This window comes from Halalkalibacter sp. APA_J-10(15), assembly GCF_023017105.1.
Classification (GTDB): Bacteria; Bacillota; Bacilli; order Bacillales; family Bacillaceae_D; genus Halalkalibacter.
On sequence record NZ_JALKEV010000006.1, the window covers coordinates 97,665 to 114,267 of the forward strand.

19 protein-coding genes and 1 other RNA gene are annotated in these 16,603 nt (G+C 39.7%); 4 read left to right on the plus strand and 16 right to left on the minus strand.

What is annotated here, in order from left to right:
- Window positions 1-5: 5 nt before the first annotated feature.
- From MW695_RS09015 to MW695_RS09025, 3 genes are read right to left on the minus strand one after another with little or no spacing between them, the layout of a single operon-like run.
- Window positions 6-950, minus strand: coding sequence for an ROK family glucokinase (locus tag MW695_RS09015; RefSeq protein ID WP_247104976.1), 945 nt, complete (start codon window positions 948-950; stop codon window positions 6-8).
- Between the two features lie 2 nt (window positions 951-952).
- Window positions 953-1,159, minus strand: a complete 207-nt coding sequence (locus MW695_RS09020; protein WP_247104977.1) for a YqgQ family protein — start codon at window positions 1,157-1,159, stop codon at window positions 953-955.
- Between the two features lie 20 nt (window positions 1,160-1,179).
- Complete coding sequence (locus tag MW695_RS09025) at window positions 1,180-1,692, minus strand: hypothetical protein (RefSeq protein ID WP_247104978.1); 513 nt, start codon at window positions 1,690-1,692, stop codon at window positions 1,180-1,182.
- A gap of 89 nt (window positions 1,693-1,781) precedes the next feature.
- On the opposite strand from MW695_RS09025, the gene MW695_RS09030 reads away from it, so the two are divergent.
- On the plus strand, window positions 1,782-2,177 hold the full coding sequence (locus MW695_RS09030; protein ID WP_247104979.1) for a YueI family protein: 396 nt from the start codon (window positions 1,782-1,784) through the stop codon (window positions 2,175-2,177).
- A 23-nt stretch (window positions 2,178-2,200) separates the two neighbouring features.
- Here the strand turns inward: MW695_RS09030 and MW695_RS09035 are convergent, their stop codons facing one another.
- A complete protein-coding gene (locus MW695_RS09035; RefSeq protein WP_247104980.1) occupies window positions 2,201-3,661 on the minus strand; it encodes a spore germination protein in 1,461 nt (486 codons plus the stop codon).
- 134 nt (window positions 3,662-3,795) lie between these two features.
- Here MW695_RS09035 and MW695_RS09040 point away from each other — a divergent pair, with 134 nt between their 5' ends.
- Window positions 3,796-4,668 (plus strand): hypothetical protein, encoded by an 873-nt coding sequence (locus MW695_RS09040; RefSeq protein ID WP_247104981.1) that lies wholly within the window; start codon window positions 3,796-3,798, stop codon window positions 4,666-4,668.
- On the opposite strand, the gene MW695_RS09045 is transcribed toward MW695_RS09040, so the two are convergent.
- From MW695_RS09045 to MW695_RS09080, 8 genes are all read right to left on the minus strand, one after another.
- Window positions 4,665-6,173, minus strand: coding sequence for a rhomboid family intramembrane serine protease (locus MW695_RS09045; protein WP_247104982.1), 1,509 nt, complete (start codon window positions 6,171-6,173; stop codon window positions 4,665-4,667). The genes MW695_RS09040 and MW695_RS09045 overlap by 4 nt on opposite strands.
- Before the next feature lie 141 nt (window positions 6,174-6,314).
- Window positions 6,315-6,515, minus strand: a complete 201-nt coding sequence (locus MW695_RS09050) for a sodium:proton antiporter (protein ID WP_247104983.1) — start codon at window positions 6,513-6,515, stop codon at window positions 6,315-6,317.
- 140 nt (window positions 6,516-6,655) lie between these two features.
- Entirely contained in the window at window positions 6,656-7,678 is a 1,023-nt protein-coding gene (locus MW695_RS09055) for a ThiF family adenylyltransferase (protein WP_247104984.1), read from the minus strand.
- Between the two features lie 12 nt (window positions 7,679-7,690).
- A complete protein-coding gene (locus MW695_RS09060; protein WP_247104985.1) occupies window positions 7,691-8,473 on the minus strand; it encodes a DUF92 domain-containing protein in 783 nt (260 codons plus the stop codon).
- Window positions 8,467-9,039 (minus strand): 5-formyltetrahydrofolate cyclo-ligase, encoded by a 573-nt coding sequence (locus MW695_RS09065; protein WP_247104987.1) that lies wholly within the window; start codon window positions 9,037-9,039, stop codon window positions 8,467-8,469. The genes MW695_RS09060 and MW695_RS09065 overlap by 7 nt, the downstream gene beginning before the upstream one ends.
- A 72-nt stretch (window positions 9,040-9,111) precedes the next feature.
- Complete coding sequence (gene rpmG / locus MW695_RS09070) at window positions 9,112-9,261, minus strand: 50S ribosomal protein L33 (RefSeq protein WP_034624960.1); 150 nt, start codon at window positions 9,259-9,261, stop codon at window positions 9,112-9,114.
- Window positions 9,262-9,348: 87 nt separating this feature from the next.
- Entirely contained in the window at window positions 9,349-9,981 is a 633-nt protein-coding gene (locus MW695_RS09075; protein WP_247104989.1) for a hypothetical protein, read from the minus strand.
- Between the two features lie 32 nt (window positions 9,982-10,013).
- A complete protein-coding gene (locus tag MW695_RS09080) occupies window positions 10,014-10,718 on the minus strand; it encodes a sugar phosphate nucleotidyltransferase (protein WP_247104991.1) in 705 nt (234 codons plus the stop codon).
- Between the two features lie 368 nt (window positions 10,719-11,086).
- Here MW695_RS09080 and MW695_RS09085 point away from each other — a divergent pair, with 368 nt between their 5' ends.
- Both MW695_RS09085 and MW695_RS09090 read left to right on the plus strand, forming a co-directional pair.
- The gene (locus MW695_RS09085; RefSeq protein ID WP_247104993.1) at window positions 11,087-11,401 is read left to right on the plus strand and encodes a hypothetical protein; all 315 of its coding nucleotides are present in this window, start codon (window positions 11,087-11,089) and stop codon (window positions 11,399-11,401) included.
- On the plus strand, window positions 11,401-11,889 hold the full coding sequence (locus tag MW695_RS09090; RefSeq protein WP_247104995.1) for a hypothetical protein: 489 nt from the start codon (window positions 11,401-11,403) through the stop codon (window positions 11,887-11,889). The genes MW695_RS09085 and MW695_RS09090 overlap by 1 nt, the downstream gene beginning before the upstream one ends.
- 70 nt (window positions 11,890-11,959) lie before the next feature.
- Here MW695_RS09090 and MW695_RS09095 read toward each other — a convergent pair whose 3' ends face one another.
- The 4 genes from MW695_RS09095 to MW695_RS09110 all read right to left on the minus strand — a co-directional run bounded on the left by MW695_RS09095 (window position 11,960) and on the right by MW695_RS09110 (window position 16,479).
- Window positions 11,960-14,101: a peptidoglycan D,D-transpeptidase FtsI family protein gene (locus MW695_RS09095; RefSeq protein ID WP_247105111.1), complete on the minus strand. Its 2,142-nt coding sequence runs from the start codon at window positions 14,099-14,101 to the stop codon at window positions 11,960-11,962.
- A gap of 71 nt (window positions 14,102-14,172) precedes the next feature.
- A non-coding RNA gene (gene ssrS, locus MW695_RS09100) (6S RNA) lies at window positions 14,173-14,353 on the minus strand.
- Between the two features lie 78 nt (window positions 14,354-14,431).
- Window positions 14,432-15,727: an MFS transporter gene (locus MW695_RS09105; protein WP_247104997.1), complete on the minus strand. Its 1,296-nt coding sequence runs from the start codon at window positions 15,725-15,727 to the stop codon at window positions 14,432-14,434.
- A 143-nt stretch (window positions 15,728-15,870) separates the two neighbouring features.
- Window positions 15,871-16,479 carry a superoxide dismutase gene (locus MW695_RS09110; protein ID WP_247104999.1) on the minus strand — a complete coding sequence of 203 codons (609 nt, stop codon included), beginning with the start codon at window positions 16,477-16,479 and terminating at the stop codon, window positions 15,871-15,873.
- Window positions 16,480-16,603: the final 124 nt, after the last annotated feature.

A 16,603-nucleotide genomic window follows, 5' to 3' on the forward strand; every position in this document is an offset into this window, starting at 1 on the left:
TCCATTTACCCTTGCTTCGCTAACCAAGCACCACCAATAATTCCGGCATCATTACCTAATGAAGCAATTTTGAATTCCGCTCCTGATGCCACTCGTTCGAGTGCAAAACGGTTAAACTCTCGTGCTAAAGGATTTAACAAATGATCTCCAGCTTTTGATACACCGCCACCGATAACTATTTTCGCTGGATTTACGGTATTGGCTATATTGGCAAGCGCTAACCCAAGATGAAAACAGACTTCATCGACAACCGAAAGTGCAACAACGTCACCTTCTGCAGCAGCCTCAAACACTTCCTTTGATGTGACAACATCTTTATTAGCTAACCTTGATTGAGGGTTTATGTCGATTGCTTCTTTTGCTAAGCGTGCAATTCCAGTAGCTGAAGCGATTGTTTCTAAGCATCCTGTTTTTCCACAGTTACAAGGTGCGCCACCTTCTGGGATCGATGTCAGATGACCAATCTCTCCTGCCATTCCATTTACTCCATGGAGAATTTGTCCATTCGTTACGAGTCCTCCACCTACACCTGTACCTAATGTGACACAGAGTAAATCAGCAGCTCCATCTCCTGCCCCTTTCCACATTTCGCCTAAAGCTGCAATGTTTGCATCATTATCAACCGTTACCGATAATCCCGTTTCCATTTCAAGCTCTTCCCTTAACGCAAAGTCTTTCCAGCCTATGTTTACTGCTTGATAAATAAAACCCGTTTTCATTTCAATAAAACCCGGTGCTCCAACTCCGATTGCTTGAAGACGATCATATGATTCATTTAATTCAGAGCACTTACTCTTAATCGCCTGTCCGATATGAACCGTAATATTACGTCCGCCATTATTTGTATCTGTCGGAATTTCCCATTTCGTAACGACCTCACCTGCTCCCGTTACAAAGCCTAACTTAATTGTTGTACCACCAATGTCGACACCTACATACCATTTGTCCATGATTATTCACCCTCTACTCCTTCTACAATTCGCTGTTCTTGCCGAATGATGTGAAGAGCTTGCATATATAACGTCGTCTCTATCATTTTCCATTCATGCAATTCACGTAATTCATCTACCATTAATGACAGATCAAGAGAACGTTCACCTGTATAAATAATCGTTCCGTATTTTTTTAACAGTTGACGAACATCATACATTGACTTCATCACATTCACCTCATAATCTATTATAACAGCTTCAACATACCTACGAAAAGAAGCCAAATGAGAGGAGTGTACACATGATAAGAATATCGCCATAGAAATTGTCTTATTTGTATTTGAATGACAATTCCAAATGCCATAGCAAAAAAGAATAAAAGCCCCGCAAATAACGTAAAAAACGTTCTCATTTCCAGAATGCCCCATTCAAAGCCCATTAAGAAAAAGAGTAGTGCGAGCAAAGCTGGTAGCACCCGATCCTCTGGATGAAAAAATCCTAAAGTTGGATGATAACGAGTAACTGCTGCAATAATAATCAATAATGAAACAATCGAAATGACGATTTCAACAAACCGAAACGCAAACCAGCTAGGCATAAACATGCCAAAAATCATACCAACATAACAAATAAAGCTAAAGGCAAGCGCAAATAAAATGACTTGTAATGGGCGGGGGGGATATTTAGGTGCTGCTAATAAACCGCCCATTGTTAAGCCGATTGTTGCGACAAACATCACAACGATGATCAGAATCCACATACCCTCTCCTCCTTCACCAAATAGACTCTTTATATCCTATGAAGAAAAAGGTAAGATAAGAAGGACAAACATTAGAAAGAGGGATTAGCATGGATCAAAAAATGAAGGATATTCTTGACCGTGGCGTTTTCGGTGCACCAGAGATAAAAGCTGAAGAACGAAATGTTTTTCTTACTACTATAATTGAACGTATTTACATAGCTCTTACTAAGCGACAAGTATACAAAAAAGGAGCCTACCCTGAAGTCATTGCATTTATGAAGAAGTATCCAAATGCACATCTCTATGTGAATAGTGATCTAAGCTATCAGCACTACTCAAATTACCTTCAAGAAGCAACCAAGCACCATATTTCGTATACCATTGTTAATTCAGCCAAACCAACTTCTATCGGACTCGTATTAGCACATCCAACACAAGTCGTTCCAGAGAAGGAAATCTTCCTCAAGGACGACCTGTACAAAAAAGACATGAAAGAAGAATAGACGGACTTTTCTTGTTCTTCTTTTCATCGGTCTGGATCACCAGGATGTAGAATACTCGGCCTTTGATGCTTATAAGGCATCGCTTTACGAACTAATACATCACTAAAGGCTTTTGCATCAAAAGGTAGAAATGGCCATAAATAGGGAACACCTAGCCCTTTGTAATGAACTAATAGTAGTAACCAAAGTGTAGTCCCTACTGTGAAACCTGTTACTCCAAAGGCAGCAGTCAAAATAAGTAGTGCAACTCTTACTAAACGATTAGCTAAGCTCAATTCATAGCTTGGTGTAGCATAAGACCCTATTGCAACAGCCGCTAGATATAGAACGACTTCAGGTGAAAATAAACCGACTTCTATTGCTACTTCACCAATTAAAATCGCGGCAACAAGGCCTAATGCAGTAGCTAAAGCATTAGGAGTGTGGATAGCGGCCATCCGTAGCATTTCAATTCCAATTTCAGCAATGAGAAATTGGACAAATAATGAAATGACTCCTGTTTCCTGTTCACCAATAAATCCAAATGCTGCAGGTACGAATTGTTCATGTGTCGCTAATAAATACCACATCGGCAAAAGAAATAAAGATGCCCAAACAGCAATATAACGAATAAACCTATGTACAGCTCCTACAAGTGGTTTTTGTCGGTATTCCTCTGCATGCTGTAAATGGTGCCAAAAGGAAGCAGGTGTGATCATAACACTTGGTGAACCATCTACCATAATTAAGATGTGGCCTTCCAACAGATGAGTTGCAGCAACGTCTGGCCTTTCTGTATACCTTACAAGTGGATAAGGATTAAGAGAGTGCCCATAAATATACTCTTCAACCGTTTTGTCAGCCATCGGAAAGCCATCTGTATCAATTTTCTTTAACTCTCGCTTTAGTTTTTTAACAAAACGTTGATCAGCAATGTCTGCTACATATGTAATGGCCATATCCGATTTTGAACGCCTACCTACTTTAACATATTCTACTCTCATTGTTCGATCTCGAACTCGTCTACGAACAAGAGCAGCATTCAAAACTAACGTCTCGACAAAACCATCTCTAGCCCCTCTAATCACTTTTTCCGAATCAGGTTCTTCAGGTCCTCGCACAGGATACTCCCGTGTATCAATTAAAATCACTTGATTAATTCCATCAACAATGAGAGCCGCTGGCCCTGATAAGACTTGATCAATGACTTCATCAAGATCATCACTTTTTTCAATCTCGACATATGGAATTTGATGCTTCATTAATTTTTCCAATGGTTCAATTTGTAAATCTTCATCTGACAATTTAGTCAATTGCTTTTGGATCTCCGTTAGTGCCTGATCTTTTCCAAAGCCATCGACTAGAAATAAGCTCATTTGCCGGCCACCATATTCGAGCTCCAAATGAATTAAGTCAAAGTTATCATCAATAGCTAACTCTTTTTTCAAATAAGAAATCGTCTTATGATAATTTTTGATTGCTGGATTTGTTTGTTCTTCATTCACTTGATTCCACCTCACTTATGTAGATTATTTGCATAAGCAAGTAATTCCATACAACTAGATATTCGTTGCATATCACCATAGGATGTAACATATACATGACAAAAACGGTTGTCCTATAGGTGGAGGAACAAATTATGAACAAATGGAAATATGCAATCGCTCTATTAAGTTTATCCTTTTTCGTCGGCTTATTTCTTGTCTTTTCGCTAAGGCCCGAACCATTACGAGAAACCTTAATCTTTTTTCCGATTGATGAAAGTGCTCAATTTCTTGAATCTCGATCTGCTATTACCATTTCATCTTCTAAGGATGAAGATGAATACATATTAAATTGGGAAACCTCTTCATTACTAGACCAAGAAGCCTTTTTACGACAAGATGTATCGTTATTATTTGAAGATGGATTGCTAAAAGACATCCAATCCACATGGAAGAAACAGACAGACTCGATAACAATGAACAAACATGTTCCTTCAGATGATAGTGGACATTATCGTGTCGTAACCTTCCACCATGCCGAAATTCATTACCCTAATGACCATATACGTAGCGCCCAAGCGCTAAGCTTTGATCGTCTATATGTGGTCGATTCCCCACTCTCGCCATTGGAGGCCTTTAGAATTCCAGAAACTGAACAGCAATGGGAGAGCAAGCGAGTATTAGATTACATTTTGCAACAACAACAACAATATGATTGGGAAGATCTATTTGAATATTATCATTTACCTGAGGACGAATATGTCAAAATACCATTAACTGATTTCATTCAATATGAACAGCTACCTGGATTAACAAGAGAAGAATCACAACGATTTCTAGGTGGGTTATGGGAAGGATTGTACAAACACTATATACTGGGCATAGCACAAGAGGACGGAACGGTTTCTAGTCCAATTGGAAGTACCGTCCCGCTCATATTATTACCGAAAACGACTGATCACTTTTTTATTCTATTCCGCACACCAGATGGAAATCCCGTTCAATTTATTCAAACGATAAGCTCCTAATCTAATGTTAGACTTCTTTCTAATTCCACATATTCCTCTTTCGCTTCAATTTCAATTGCACGGGCAACAGCTGTCCGTGCTTGTTCATATTCACCAAGCTCTGTATAAATAACAGCCATATTGTAATGGGCTTCGTGGAAATCCGCTCGTATTTCTACAGTCTTTTCCAATAAAGGTAAAGCCTCTGCATAGTTACCGTTCATTGCTTGAGCAACAGACAATAAAAATGTCGCTTCAGGCATAGTAGGCTCCATCTCATATGCTCGCTTTACATGTGGATACGCTGCTTCGACCTCATCATCCTGTAAATACATTTGACCGATAATGAGCTCTGTTGTCACATTAGTCATCTTCGCTTCATTCACCCAGCCAAATGCGATTAAACTAGCGATTACAATTAGAGTGATGATCGCAAATACGAATCGCTTCCATGTTCGATGTTGCTTTGGTAATTGAACGATAGCGGCAGCAAGAAATCCACCGACCAACCCTCCGATATGTGCACCGTTATCGACTACTGGCACGACAAAACCGAATACGAGGTTAATAGCCAAAATAACGATTACGTTCTTTCCCATTGTGCGAAAGAATAAAGATGGATGAACAAATCCGAAATAGAGCAACGCACCAAAGCAGCCAAATATGGCTCCAGATGCACCTGCAGACACACTAGCGTTAAAGGCAAAGCTTGCAATCGACCCTAACAGTCCAGCAATGAGATAAATGATGACGAAGCGAGTGGTCCCGTACATTCGCTCAACGACTCCACCTAAAAAGAACAATGCCAAAGAATTCATAAAAAGATGAATAACTCCAATATGTAAAAACATTGCACTAATGAAGCGCCACCATTCCCCATCCATTATGCGTGGATTGTACTTCGCACCAAAATCAATTAGCGTCATGATATCTGTACTACTCCCAGCCCATTCCGTAATGATAAACATCATCGCAATACTCACTAATAAAAAATAAGTCGCATAAGGTTTTTTTCCATGTTGGAACATCGATTTTTCCTTTTCTTTTTCTAGCTCATGGACATGTTTAATTTGTTGCTTTAATAAATAGGTGTGTAGCTCAAGCTGCTCCACTTGTTCCGAATAATATAGATCTCTTAAATCGCGTTTCTCTATTTCATCTTTTGTGAGCACAGTTGAAAAGACGCGACTCTTTCTTCTTTTATTTGCGGCAAGAGGCTTTTGAATATCCTCCCAATCATCAACCGGGGGATACAACGATACATAAATATTCTTTCCTTCGACCTCTCGATAATGAAGTCTTGTTCGAATAGATTCAAAGAGAATAACCGCCTTTTCGACATCACGCCTTAACTCTCCAGCCCAATCCAAATCACGGCGAACAAATCGCACAATTTGGCGCGGCTTCGACTTTTCATTAACGAGCCACACCTCTTGATCACGCATAGAAATTAACCGCCACTTTTTCTTTGTTACATAATCATGTACAAGCATCCAAAACAAATAATTTAGCCTTACCTGATCCATACTGACCCCTCACTTTAATCCCGCATCAATTATGCTCACATTACTGTCATTATACTAAAAGATAGACACGTAACGTCACATTATGCTTAAAATGAAAAAAAGCGGTCGTTTTCACACCGCCTTTTTTAAAATATACTGTTGTTAAAAAGTTTGGGGACGATTAAATTGTAACACTGAGCCGACAATTTTATCACGTACAAAGGGAATTTGCATAGCAAAACTAACAGCAAGCTTACGTAACAAACGCTTACTTAACAGCAGGTTCATAACACGATAACGGTACTTATACACAAAATAAATCGTTATAACAATCGAAAACATTGAAATGAGACGTTGCAACATAAAATGCCTCCTTATGCTTTTAATGAATGCCAATGAAAAAAGACAAGCCGTCGCCATTGAAAAAGCACAAATCACCTTTTTCACTGTTCTCCTTTTAATGTGCAACGAATCACGCATTTTATCCTTATCAATTGTTTACATTATCCTCCAATATATTGGTTAAAAATGGATTTCGCTCTTGAGACATCTTCTGTGCCTTGAACAAGCACACGTCCATCAGGAAAAAGAACAAGCCTTTCTTCACCTGATAGATGAGCTCGGAGTAGAAATGGCGTCTTTTTCACTTCTGCTACTTTTGATAGCCTTTTTGACCAAGCTGCTAAGTTCAGCTCTTGTCCTGTATGAATTTGAACCGTTTCTCGACCGCATAACGTCGTAATATGATCCTCTTCGTCAGATAATGCGGGAAATTCTCTCTTCTGGCAAGTTGGACAATGTTCCTTCGGCTGATCCATTTTCAAATCAAATTGATGATTGCCCCAAATATCAAAGCTTTTCAATGTATGGCGTAACGCTTTACGATCATCGACTAAATATTTCAGTACTTCTACGACTTGGTATGATGCAACGATATCAACGACAGGACTAATCACGCCAATCGTATCGCATGTTTGTCCGTCGCCTGCACCTTGGTTAATGAAGCACCGTAAGCAAGGAGTTTTTCCCGGTATAAAGAGGGCAGACATTCCTCTTGAACTAACTGCTCCGCCGTAAGCAAAGGGAACACCTGCTTGAAACGCCATATCATTTAATAAAAAACGAGTTCGAAAATTATCTGTACCATCCAGCACGATATCAATTCCATCCATTAAAGCAGGAAGAGTATCCTTCGTAACATCTGTCACATATGCCTCTATTTCAATTGAGGAATTAATACGCTCAAGTTTTTGTTTTGCTGCAATTGCCTTTGGGGTAGCAGCGAGCACATCATCCTCATCAAAAAGCATTTGGCGTTGAAGGTTACTCTTCTCGACATAATCGCGATCCACTAAACGAACAATTCCAATTCCTGCACGAACAAGATGGTTCGCTAACACCGTACCAAGTGCACCGACTCCGACAATTAGAACAGACTTTTTCGAAAGAGCCTCTTGCCCTTCTTTCCCAATTGGAGCAAAAAGCATTTGACGTGAATAACGCTCTAATTGTTCTTCGTGATCCATTTCAATTACCTCCTATACAATAAACCAAGCGATAATCATCGCTATAATGGCGGCACTAATCGTACAGCTCATATTTACGATATCATTATTGACCCACTTTAAGCCTCTTATTTGCTCAGTCCTACTTCCACAATGTATTTTTCTCTCCGTATTCATTCTACAACGGTTGCAGCGATAAAGAACTTGACTGTATGCTCCAATTAAAGTATCCATAACATTTCCAACAAAACCGGAAATCGCTATAATAATTATCATAAGTAAACTATTCGTGACATCGAATAGTAACCCTATACATGCGATAACGAAGCTACCAACTAAAGCCGCAAAAGTGCCCAATGTAGAAATGGCACCAGATGTGCCTTTATCAACTCGTTTACACGTTGCGATATGTACAGGTCTCTTTTTACTAAGTGGACCTATTTCTGATGCCCAAGTATCCGCATTGGCCGCTGCTAAGCTAGCAAAAAAACCAATCGCATAAAGCGGAGAAAGGAATACCCCATAAAGAACAGACATGACTGCAGCCACTCCACCATTAGCCAGCACTTGCATGCCATCTCTTGTACTCCCTTTTTCATTAATGTCATCCTCTTTAAGATGCTGCTTAAATGAACTTAAAAAACTAGAACTAAAAAAGAACAGCCCTAATGTGAGCAGTCCTATCCAGCCAAAACCCCAAGTAATCGCAAACCCTACGAAAATAGCGGCTATCGTTCCCGATGCCGTCAATTTCTTCGCAAGCTTAGCGTATATAGCTAACAGTAATACACCTACATAGGGAAGCACTGCTAACATGTCAAACACCTACTCTCAGTGATGACGTAATCAACTGGTCGATCATGAGGCTCAACAGGCAGCTCTGGTTGGATTTGTACATCTGTTGCTAGCGCGACTGTTTGACCTTCGTAATTCGTTAAATATCGATCATAAAAGCCGCCACCATAACCAATTCGAAATCCATTTCGATCAAATGCAACCCCTGGAACTACGATCAAATCAATGTCTTCACTTGAGTACTCTGCCGCCTTTTGAGCAACTGGTTCAAAAAGATGCTTCGGTGTTTGTACGACGTCATCCCAATTATTAATTCGGTAAAAGTCCATTGCTTTTGATTGAAAATTGGTTCGTGGTACGACGATATGTTTGTTTTCCTTCCAGCCTTGTTCAATAATTGGATATGTATGAACTTCACGCTTTGTTGAAATCGTGATCGCTATGACCTGTGACTTATTCCAAAATGTCGATTGAAGGAAGCGTGAAGCAATGAATTGACATGTTTTATTGAAATTTTGATCTGAAATACTCTCAAGCTTATTCAATACGTTTCTGCGAATCACCTGCTTACTGTCCACTAACGTCACCCTCTCCCTCTTATGTCAAGGTAGCCCTATATCTATCTATAAGAAAAAAGAAGCAGTGGAAAATCCAGCTGCTTACTTTGTTTCGCGGTGAAGCGTATGACGCTTTAATCTTGGGCTATATTTCTTAAATTCGATACGCTCAGGATTTGTACGTTTATTTTTAGTCGTAATATAATTGCGATCGCCTGTCTCAGTGCAAGCAAGAGTTACTTGTACACGCATGTGATATCCCTCCAAACTGTGCTTAGTTCATACTTGAATATAATAGCAAAACTTTCAGCAAGGATCAAGTTCTTTTTCATTAAGGAGTTAGGATAATTGCTGTTTCGATGTTGTGTCGTGCTGTGCCATCCATTTTTCCATGTGACGATTGTATAACTCCTCCTCACAATGTCCAGTTATATACCAAATTCGACCAATCCTCTCCCCGTAGCCTTCAAGATCGATATTAATCACTGCCATTCGTGAATGCTCTCCACGCCAAATCGGTGATAACGTTAATACACCAAGCGCTTCATTCCATATAGATTTCTCATTTCCAACTGCTAATTGATAACGATGATCTTGAAAAAAAGACGTTGACAGAAGCGTTACACGGTCTCGCTCATACGTAACAATGGATTGCTTCGTTCGAGAGACCATCGAAACAGGGATACCTTCTGTTACATATTGCTCTTTTTTCACAATAACTCGAACTTGCTGTGATTTTTTTGTGCCGTTTTTCACAATGAACGTTAATTCAGACAGTTCCCATGAGCTTGCAAGATCTTTTACAATCGTTACTTGTATGTGCCAAAAACGATGATAGGCATTTAATACTGGACTTTCCGTTCCTTTTCCTTGTTGCAACGAAACATTCCACTCTTTCGATTTCAACCATGATACTTGTCCATCTAACCATATACCTAATGATCGAATAATTGTAAACCATTCCATATTCATTGTAGCTACCTCCCGCTTTTATTTGTCGCCATTTAACACACTCTATCTGAAAAACCTTTGTACATCAGATCTTTTTGTGCTTGTCTGTAATGATGAACCGCTTTAATCGGCCGCCAATAGCCTGCAACGTAACAACCATAAATGGGGCTTTCCACCTTGTTAAAGCCATTCAAAATCAATGTCTTTAAGGAATTTATCCAACCGGGTTCTATGATGTATATGTCCGTATTAATCGTATGAATAGGTATACGTTGATTTGCCATACCATCATGTTTCACCTGAACAATTTGACCCGTATTTGTCGTTGTCATAAGAGGCTTTTCTTTCACTTTCACGGACTCTTTCGTTAATAAGGTGCATGGACTTTTGCGAATCATATGAACGTGAATGGCTTCTCGCAGGTTCATCTCGGTCAGACACACATCATTTAAGAACACAATGGGCTCGCTAGCTAACTCCCTCAACCATTCGAAGGAATTGACACTCTTGGGTTCTTGATCAACGTTCAAATAAGTAATATGACAACCAAACTTTCTTCCATCTCCAAAATACTCATTCAGATGAGATAAGCGATCAAAACCGATGATGACAATTTCATAGATACGATGTTGCTTTAACCAAGCTATCATATATTCTAAAATGGGCTTTTGTAATAATGGGAGCATTGATTTAGGAACTGAGCTTGTAAATGGATGTAACTCGTTCATCCGACCATCTGTCATAATCACTGCTTTCATAAGAAGCCTCCTCTAGTTATTTGTCATTCATTTACGATGTATATTTATCATACCGTCCACTAGGTAGAGGAACAAGGAGGTCAATCTGTCTTTTTTTGTCATATGCTTAATAGAACGATGCACACAAACGGAAAAAAAATTATTCGTCATCATTCGCATGCAACCTCTTGTCAAAAACAAAGTCGTTTTAGGATGAGAATCGACGAAACCGAGAATTTTGTTCATGAAAAACGGGGTTTCTCGTCACAGGCTAATAGATGTATAATGATAGAAGTGTGAACAGAAAGAGAGGACAACAAAAAGTTATGGTAGAAATCATGATAATCGTATTATTTAGCTGCTCATTCCTCCTTTTTATCCTATCATTCATGAAGAAGGATCGAACAGTCGAATTAGAGCAGCAAATAGAAGAGCTTTCCATTCGTCATATGCAGGAATTGTACAAGCTTAAGAAAAGAGTCGATGAGCTAGAAAGTCAAACTCGTTTAAATGAGCAGCAGTCAGCTTTTGTCCAAAAGGCAAAGTCAAGCTCACAGCAGCAACTTCTCCGTGAGGTCATAGGTTTATTTAATCAAGAATTAGAATTGGAAAGCATCGCAGAGGAAACAGGCTTAACCGTTATCGAAGTCGAACGCTTATTACGTCCTTATATTACCGAACTGCAGGAGAAGGAGGAATTGTAATGGCAGCAAAAGGGTTACAGCAGTTTGCTGGTGGATTATTTCTAGCAACGGCACTTATCGGTGGAGCTCTGTACGTTTCTCATAGTCAAGAGGAAGTGACAGATGCTGAAGAAGACCGTGAAGCACCACTAACTTCTCATGAAGAACTTTCAACGACACAATTAATTGAACAGCTCGAACAAGAGCAGTATGTTGTCATATCTGAAGATGAGTTCGCTGAGCTACATGCTCAGTTAGACGAACAAGAAGATAGAACTGAAGAGAATGAGGATGAAAGACAGACGACCTACGTCATGATTCTGGAGATTTCTCAAGGGATGACTAGCTATGATGTCGCTGAACAATTAGTTCGTGGGCATATTATTAATAACGAGCAAGACTTACTTTCCTATGTACAAAACGAACAGCTCTCTCACCGTCTACGAACCGGAAAGTATGAGGTAACGAGTGACATGACGATCGAGGAAATTGTCGAGTTAATGACATAGAATGAGTATAAGTACTAATTACGTCGTAAAAAAGAAGAGTGTCTTAATTAGCACTCTTCTTTTTTTACAACTATTCAATTACATCAGGATCATTCTCATCACTATCGACATTCTCTAAGAGCGGGGCATCTGGCTTGACCGGTCCATGACGCATCGAGTCTTCACGTTCAAAGTACCAATCTAAAACGTCCTTAGCAATCTCTTGTGCCATTCCGCCTCGTCCACCTTGATTATTTAACTTCACTTGCGGAACAACAATCGCAAAGGCTATTTCCGGATCATCATATGGGGCGTAACCGACTAACGTTTGATTATTCCCATCTACAGCTCGGCGATTTCCAGGCTCTCCTACGGCTACTCGTACTTGGGCCGTTCCTGTCTTAGCAGCTAAATTATAAGAGGTGCTGCTGAGATTTCGATAGCCAGTACCTCCTGAATTAGTTACAACATCGCGGAACCCACGTTGTACTTGTGCAATTTCATCGTCTGTATTATTAATCCGATTTAATAATTTCGGTTCAAACTGTTGAATAATCGCTCCTAATTCATTTCGATCAGCGACAGGCTCTCTTATTTCACTGACGAGTCTTGGCTGCATCCGGTAGCCGTCATTAGCAATCGTTGAGACATACTGCGCTAATTGTAAGGTCGTATACGTATCAAATTGACCAATCATAAAATCGGCTAAATTACCTGGGTTTAATTCCGACCCGTGGAGACCATTTGATGTAGATGGTAAATCTACCCCCGTCTCTGTCCCTAGACCAAATTGACTGAAGTTATATCGAGCACGGTCAAACGCTTGATGAGTAGTTGCTGTCGGAAACGAGCAGCTTGCCGTATTAGAGTTATAGCAGCCAGCCATTCGAAGACCGATTTCAAACATGTAAACGTTTGACGACACCTCGAGCGCACGACGGTCACTAACCCAACCATGCGTACTTCGGTTAATTGAGCTTTTCTCAATAAAACCTCCTTGCCCATCATTAAGACGAATAATTCGGTCGTTCAATTGATCACCAGGTGAAATAATCCCCTCTTGATACCCTGTTAGTACACTCGCTCCTTTAATAGATGAACCCATTTCAAATACTTTGTTCACAGCACCGAGATGATCGGCATACGTCGAGCGTTCACTATCATGAGGATCGAAATAACCAGCCATTGATAAGATGTCACCTGTTTTCGGGTCCATAAAGATCGCATAGGCCGCACGATCTGATAGGAATGGATTACCTGTTGTCACTTGTTTCTCAATCGCTTGCTCGACGACTTGCTGTAGCTCCATATCTAGCGTAAGAACAAGATCATTCCCTCTTTGTCCTTCTCGTTCCTCAATAGCACGATTAACGGTTTGGTTTCCTGATTGTGTCATCACACTTTCGACAACAGCCTTCTGCCCACGGAGCACATTTTCATATTGTGCTTCAAGAAAGCTCGTTCCAACAATATCAGAACGGTCATACCCACGTGCAAGGAAAGCATCTAATCGCTCTCGCGGAATTTGACCTGTTGAGCCAAAGAAGCTCCGGAATGATTCTCCATATACATAGGACCGTCGTGAATCTCGTAAAATATCAACTCCATCCAAACGATAGAGATTTTCACTAATGACATGTGCCTCATCTTCTGATATATCTCGTTTAATTCGTTGCGGTGTATTCGCATAACCACGTACCATTTCACGAAACACAGCGATTGTTTGCAGCTCTTGCTCAGAAACGGCTTCAACCATTTCATCGGTGATCGCTTCAATTTCCAATAAATATTCTTCCGTATTATCTAAATCTCTGCGATCTTCTGCTGGAACTAGCTCCAATCGATCTTCCTGACTCATATTAATAAGAATATAATCACGTATATCACGATCGGTTACTCGACTTGCATCCATTTCTAACAATGGAGAAAGCTCAGACGCAATTCTCATTAATTCAACATTACTCGTTCCCTCAGATGGGTTTGTATATGTGACAGATAGCTCTAATTCATTGTCTACAACAACATGACCATAACGATCAAACATAACCCCTCTAGGCGCATCAATGCGGGCTGTCGCATTGCTCGTTCTTTGCAATTCCTTCACATACTCTTCCCCTTCAACGATTTGCACCATTCCTAATCGCAGTATTAACGCTGCAAACAGAATGAATACTGCGAAAAAGAGTACATTTAAGCGTGCAGGAACATGATGCTTTTTCTTGCCCTTCTTCATTCTCCCCACATCCCGTTCCTCCTTGCATAACAGAATAGACACCCACTTAAGGTGTCTATTCTGTTCATAAAGTGTAACCCGCGTATGCCGTTGCTTCAATTGTTTCATGAACCTACACTCGTAGGTGGGTGTTCGCAGAATGTCTTCCAGTGTCCAAGTCACGTTGGCTTACTGTCTAACATTCAATATAGAACTCCCTATTTTCAATCAAGGTTCGAAACAAGGAGAAGCTGACTAACACGGCAGGCGACGTTATTTGTCTTATTTGATTCTATTATACCATTCGATTGACGGTTGTCAAATGAAAACGCTATCATTGTATCGTTATTTTTATACTGTTGAACTACCTGAATCACCCTCACCTTTATCCTGTCGTGAGAAAGCATAATTGTCTCCGCCCTTGTTCGGCTTGAAATCAACCTTTCGGATAAAGAAGTATATCACAGCATGTCCTGCCCCTAAAATAAGGAGCAATATCGGAATGCCTCTTTCTTCCGAAAAAAAGGTAACCGTTGCAATAAACGTTAACACTGATACAATTCGACCTGTATTTAAAAATAATTCTCTCACAACAATGTATTCAACTCTCATCTCTGCAGCCTTCCAGCCCTTTCCAATTACATCATACGTAAGCGAAACATACGGAACTAATAGTAATGGATAAGCCATTGAAATAATAACCCCGTATGTGATTAATTTTGTAAATGTTAAGTCTCCAAAGACAATAATAAATATAGCTAAATACAAAATAGTCCCACCAATGAAAATAAACCTTTTTCTACGTGTTGACTTAATCACTCTTGTTACAACGTAATAAGCAAGAAATTGCACCCCTGATGCAACGAGTCCGTATGTACCAATCGCTAGCTCACTTCCCGTTGCAATGTACACCCATACTACTATGACGAACATAAACGTCCCTTCACGTAACCCTTGAAAAAAATGAGCATGTAATATTTGCTTCCAATTGTGATTTTTTTTTCGTTCTGCCAAAATCCGTTTGAAAAAAAAACGACCTTCTGCAGAGCGTCGCTTAAGCATAAAACTCATTAATACTGCAATGACAAATAAAATTAATGATATCGTAAAAATGACCGTATATCCGGTGAATTTATTCATTTTAGTAATAATAATACCTGACATAATCGGTCCAATCATTCCAGCAAATGATGTTAAAAGACCTAAAAAGCCATTAAAAAAGTCCCTTGTTTCAGGCTCCGTAATTTCAAAGGTTAGCACATTAAATGCTAGCCAATAAAACCCAAACCCCATTCCTAATAATACACCTAACAAAATTAAATACGAGTTGGCTCGATCCCCTAGCAATAGTACTGTCGTAAAAAAGACGGCCAATGTTATAACTCCTGCTCGCAACACGATAACTCGGTCGATTTTCTTTGCGACTTTCCCAGCAAAAATGAAAGCAATAGGCTGCATCACGACCGAGCCTAAATTATACAAAGCCAAATCAATAAATTCACCTGATTGCTTCCATAAATACACGTTCACAAATGTATTTGATAAGGCTACACTTAAAGCGTATAACCCGCCAATTATTAATAACAAAACTAAATCACGTGTTACCTCTATATCTCCAATGACCTTCTTTATAAACGATACCTTCACGAATCTCCACCACCCTCACAGATAGTGTGTCACGTAAGAAAGTCGTTATACACACGAAAATACAAAGAAGAGTTACGAGAAGAATGAATGCCCACAACGAAAAAGAAGCTTAAGCCAAAGGCTCAAGCTCTCGAAATACATTGTTATTTTGCTGCGCTATAAAGCTTCGCAACCTCGTCCCAGTTCACTACATTCCAAAATGCATTTATGTAGTCTGGACGACGATTTTGATAATTTAAATAGTATGCGTGCTCCCAAACATCTAATCCGAGAACAGGTGTCTTTCCTTCCATTAATGGTGTATCTTGATTTGGGGTACTTGTAATTGCTAGCTTTCCGCCGTCAACAATTAACCAAGCCCATCCTGAACCAAAGCGAGTTACACCAGCATTTGCAAATTCTTCTTTGAATTTGTCAAAGCTTCCGAACGCTTCATCAATGGCTGCTGCAAGCTCACCTGTTGGCGCGCCTCCACCATTCGGGCTTAGAAGCTTCCAAAATAATGTATGGTTAGCGTGACCACCACCATTATTACGAACTGCTGTACGGATGCTTTCTGGAACAGCATCAAGGTTAGATACTAGCTCTTCTACACTTTTACTTGCAAGCTCATCATGTCCTTTAAGTGCATCATTTAACTTAGTTACATAAGTGTTATGATGCTTTCCGTGGTGAATGTTCATTGTCGCTTCATCAATGTGTGGTTCTAATGCGTTTGCTGCATAAGGTAATTGTGGTAATTCGTATGACATTTAAATCTCCTCCTACAAACTAGTTTTTTAAGGTTAACTTAATAAACAAAAATGTTTAAAAAGTCTTTCCAACACTTACATTACCAAAATTTAAATATCGTTGCAACAAATAATGCTTACAAAT

Excerpts from the sequence above, each read along its gene's own strand:
- MW695_RS09025 (WP_247104978.1), bottom strand. The coding sequence starts at position 1,692 with ATGTGGATTCTGATCATCGTTGTGATGTTTGTCGCAACAATCGGCTTA.
- MW695_RS09080 (WP_247104991.1), bottom strand. The coding sequence starts at position 10,718 with ATGAAAGCAGTGATTATGACAGATGGTCGGATGAACGAGTTACATCCA.
- MW695_RS09015 (WP_247104976.1), bottom strand. The coding sequence starts at position 950 with ATGGACAAATGGTATGTAGGTGTCGACATTGGTGGTACAACAATTAAG.
- MW695_RS09055 (WP_247104984.1), bottom strand. The coding sequence starts at position 7,678 with ATGGATCACGAAGAACAATTAGAGCGTTATTCACGTCAAATGCTTTTT.
- MW695_RS09030 (WP_247104979.1), top strand. The coding sequence starts at position 1,782 with ATGGATCAAAAAATGAAGGATATTCTTGACCGTGGCGTTTTCGGTGCA.
- MW695_RS09020 (WP_247104977.1), bottom strand. The coding sequence starts at position 1,159 with ATGAAGTCAATGTATGATGTTCGTCAACTGTTAAAAAAATACGGAACG.
- MW695_RS09090 (WP_247104995.1), top strand. The coding sequence starts at position 11,401 with ATGGCAGCAAAAGGGTTACAGCAGTTTGCTGGTGGATTATTTCTAGCA.
- MW695_RS09060 (WP_247104985.1), bottom strand. The coding sequence starts at position 8,473 with ATGTTAGCAGTGCTTCCCTATGTAGGTGTATTACTGTTAGCTATATAC.
- MW695_RS09040 (WP_247104981.1), top strand. The coding sequence starts at position 3,796 with ATGAACAAATGGAAATATGCAATCGCTCTATTAAGTTTATCCTTTTTC.
- MW695_RS09075 (WP_247104989.1), bottom strand. The coding sequence starts at position 9,981 with ATGAATATGGAATGGTTTACAATTATTCGATCATTAGGTATATGGTTA.
- rpmG (WP_034624960.1), bottom strand. The coding sequence starts at position 9,261 with ATGCGTGTACAAGTAACTCTTGCTTGCACTGAGACAGGCGATCGCAAT.
- MW695_RS09085 (WP_247104993.1), top strand. The coding sequence starts at position 11,087 with ATGAAGAAGGATCGAACAGTCGAATTAGAGCAGCAAATAGAAGAGCTT.
- MW695_RS09045 (WP_247104982.1), bottom strand. The coding sequence starts at position 6,173 with ATGGATCAGGTAAGGCTAAATTATTTGTTTTGGATGCTTGTACATGAT.
- MW695_RS09110 (WP_247104999.1), bottom strand. The coding sequence starts at position 16,479 with ATGTCATACGAATTACCACAATTACCTTATGCAGCAAACGCATTAGAA.
- MW695_RS09050 (WP_247104983.1), bottom strand. The coding sequence starts at position 6,515 with ATGTTGCAACGTCTCATTTCAATGTTTTCGATTGTTATAACGATTTAT.
- MW695_RS09095 (WP_247105111.1), bottom strand. The coding sequence starts at position 14,101 with ATGAAGAAGGGCAAGAAAAAGCATCATGTTCCTGCACGCTTAAATGTA.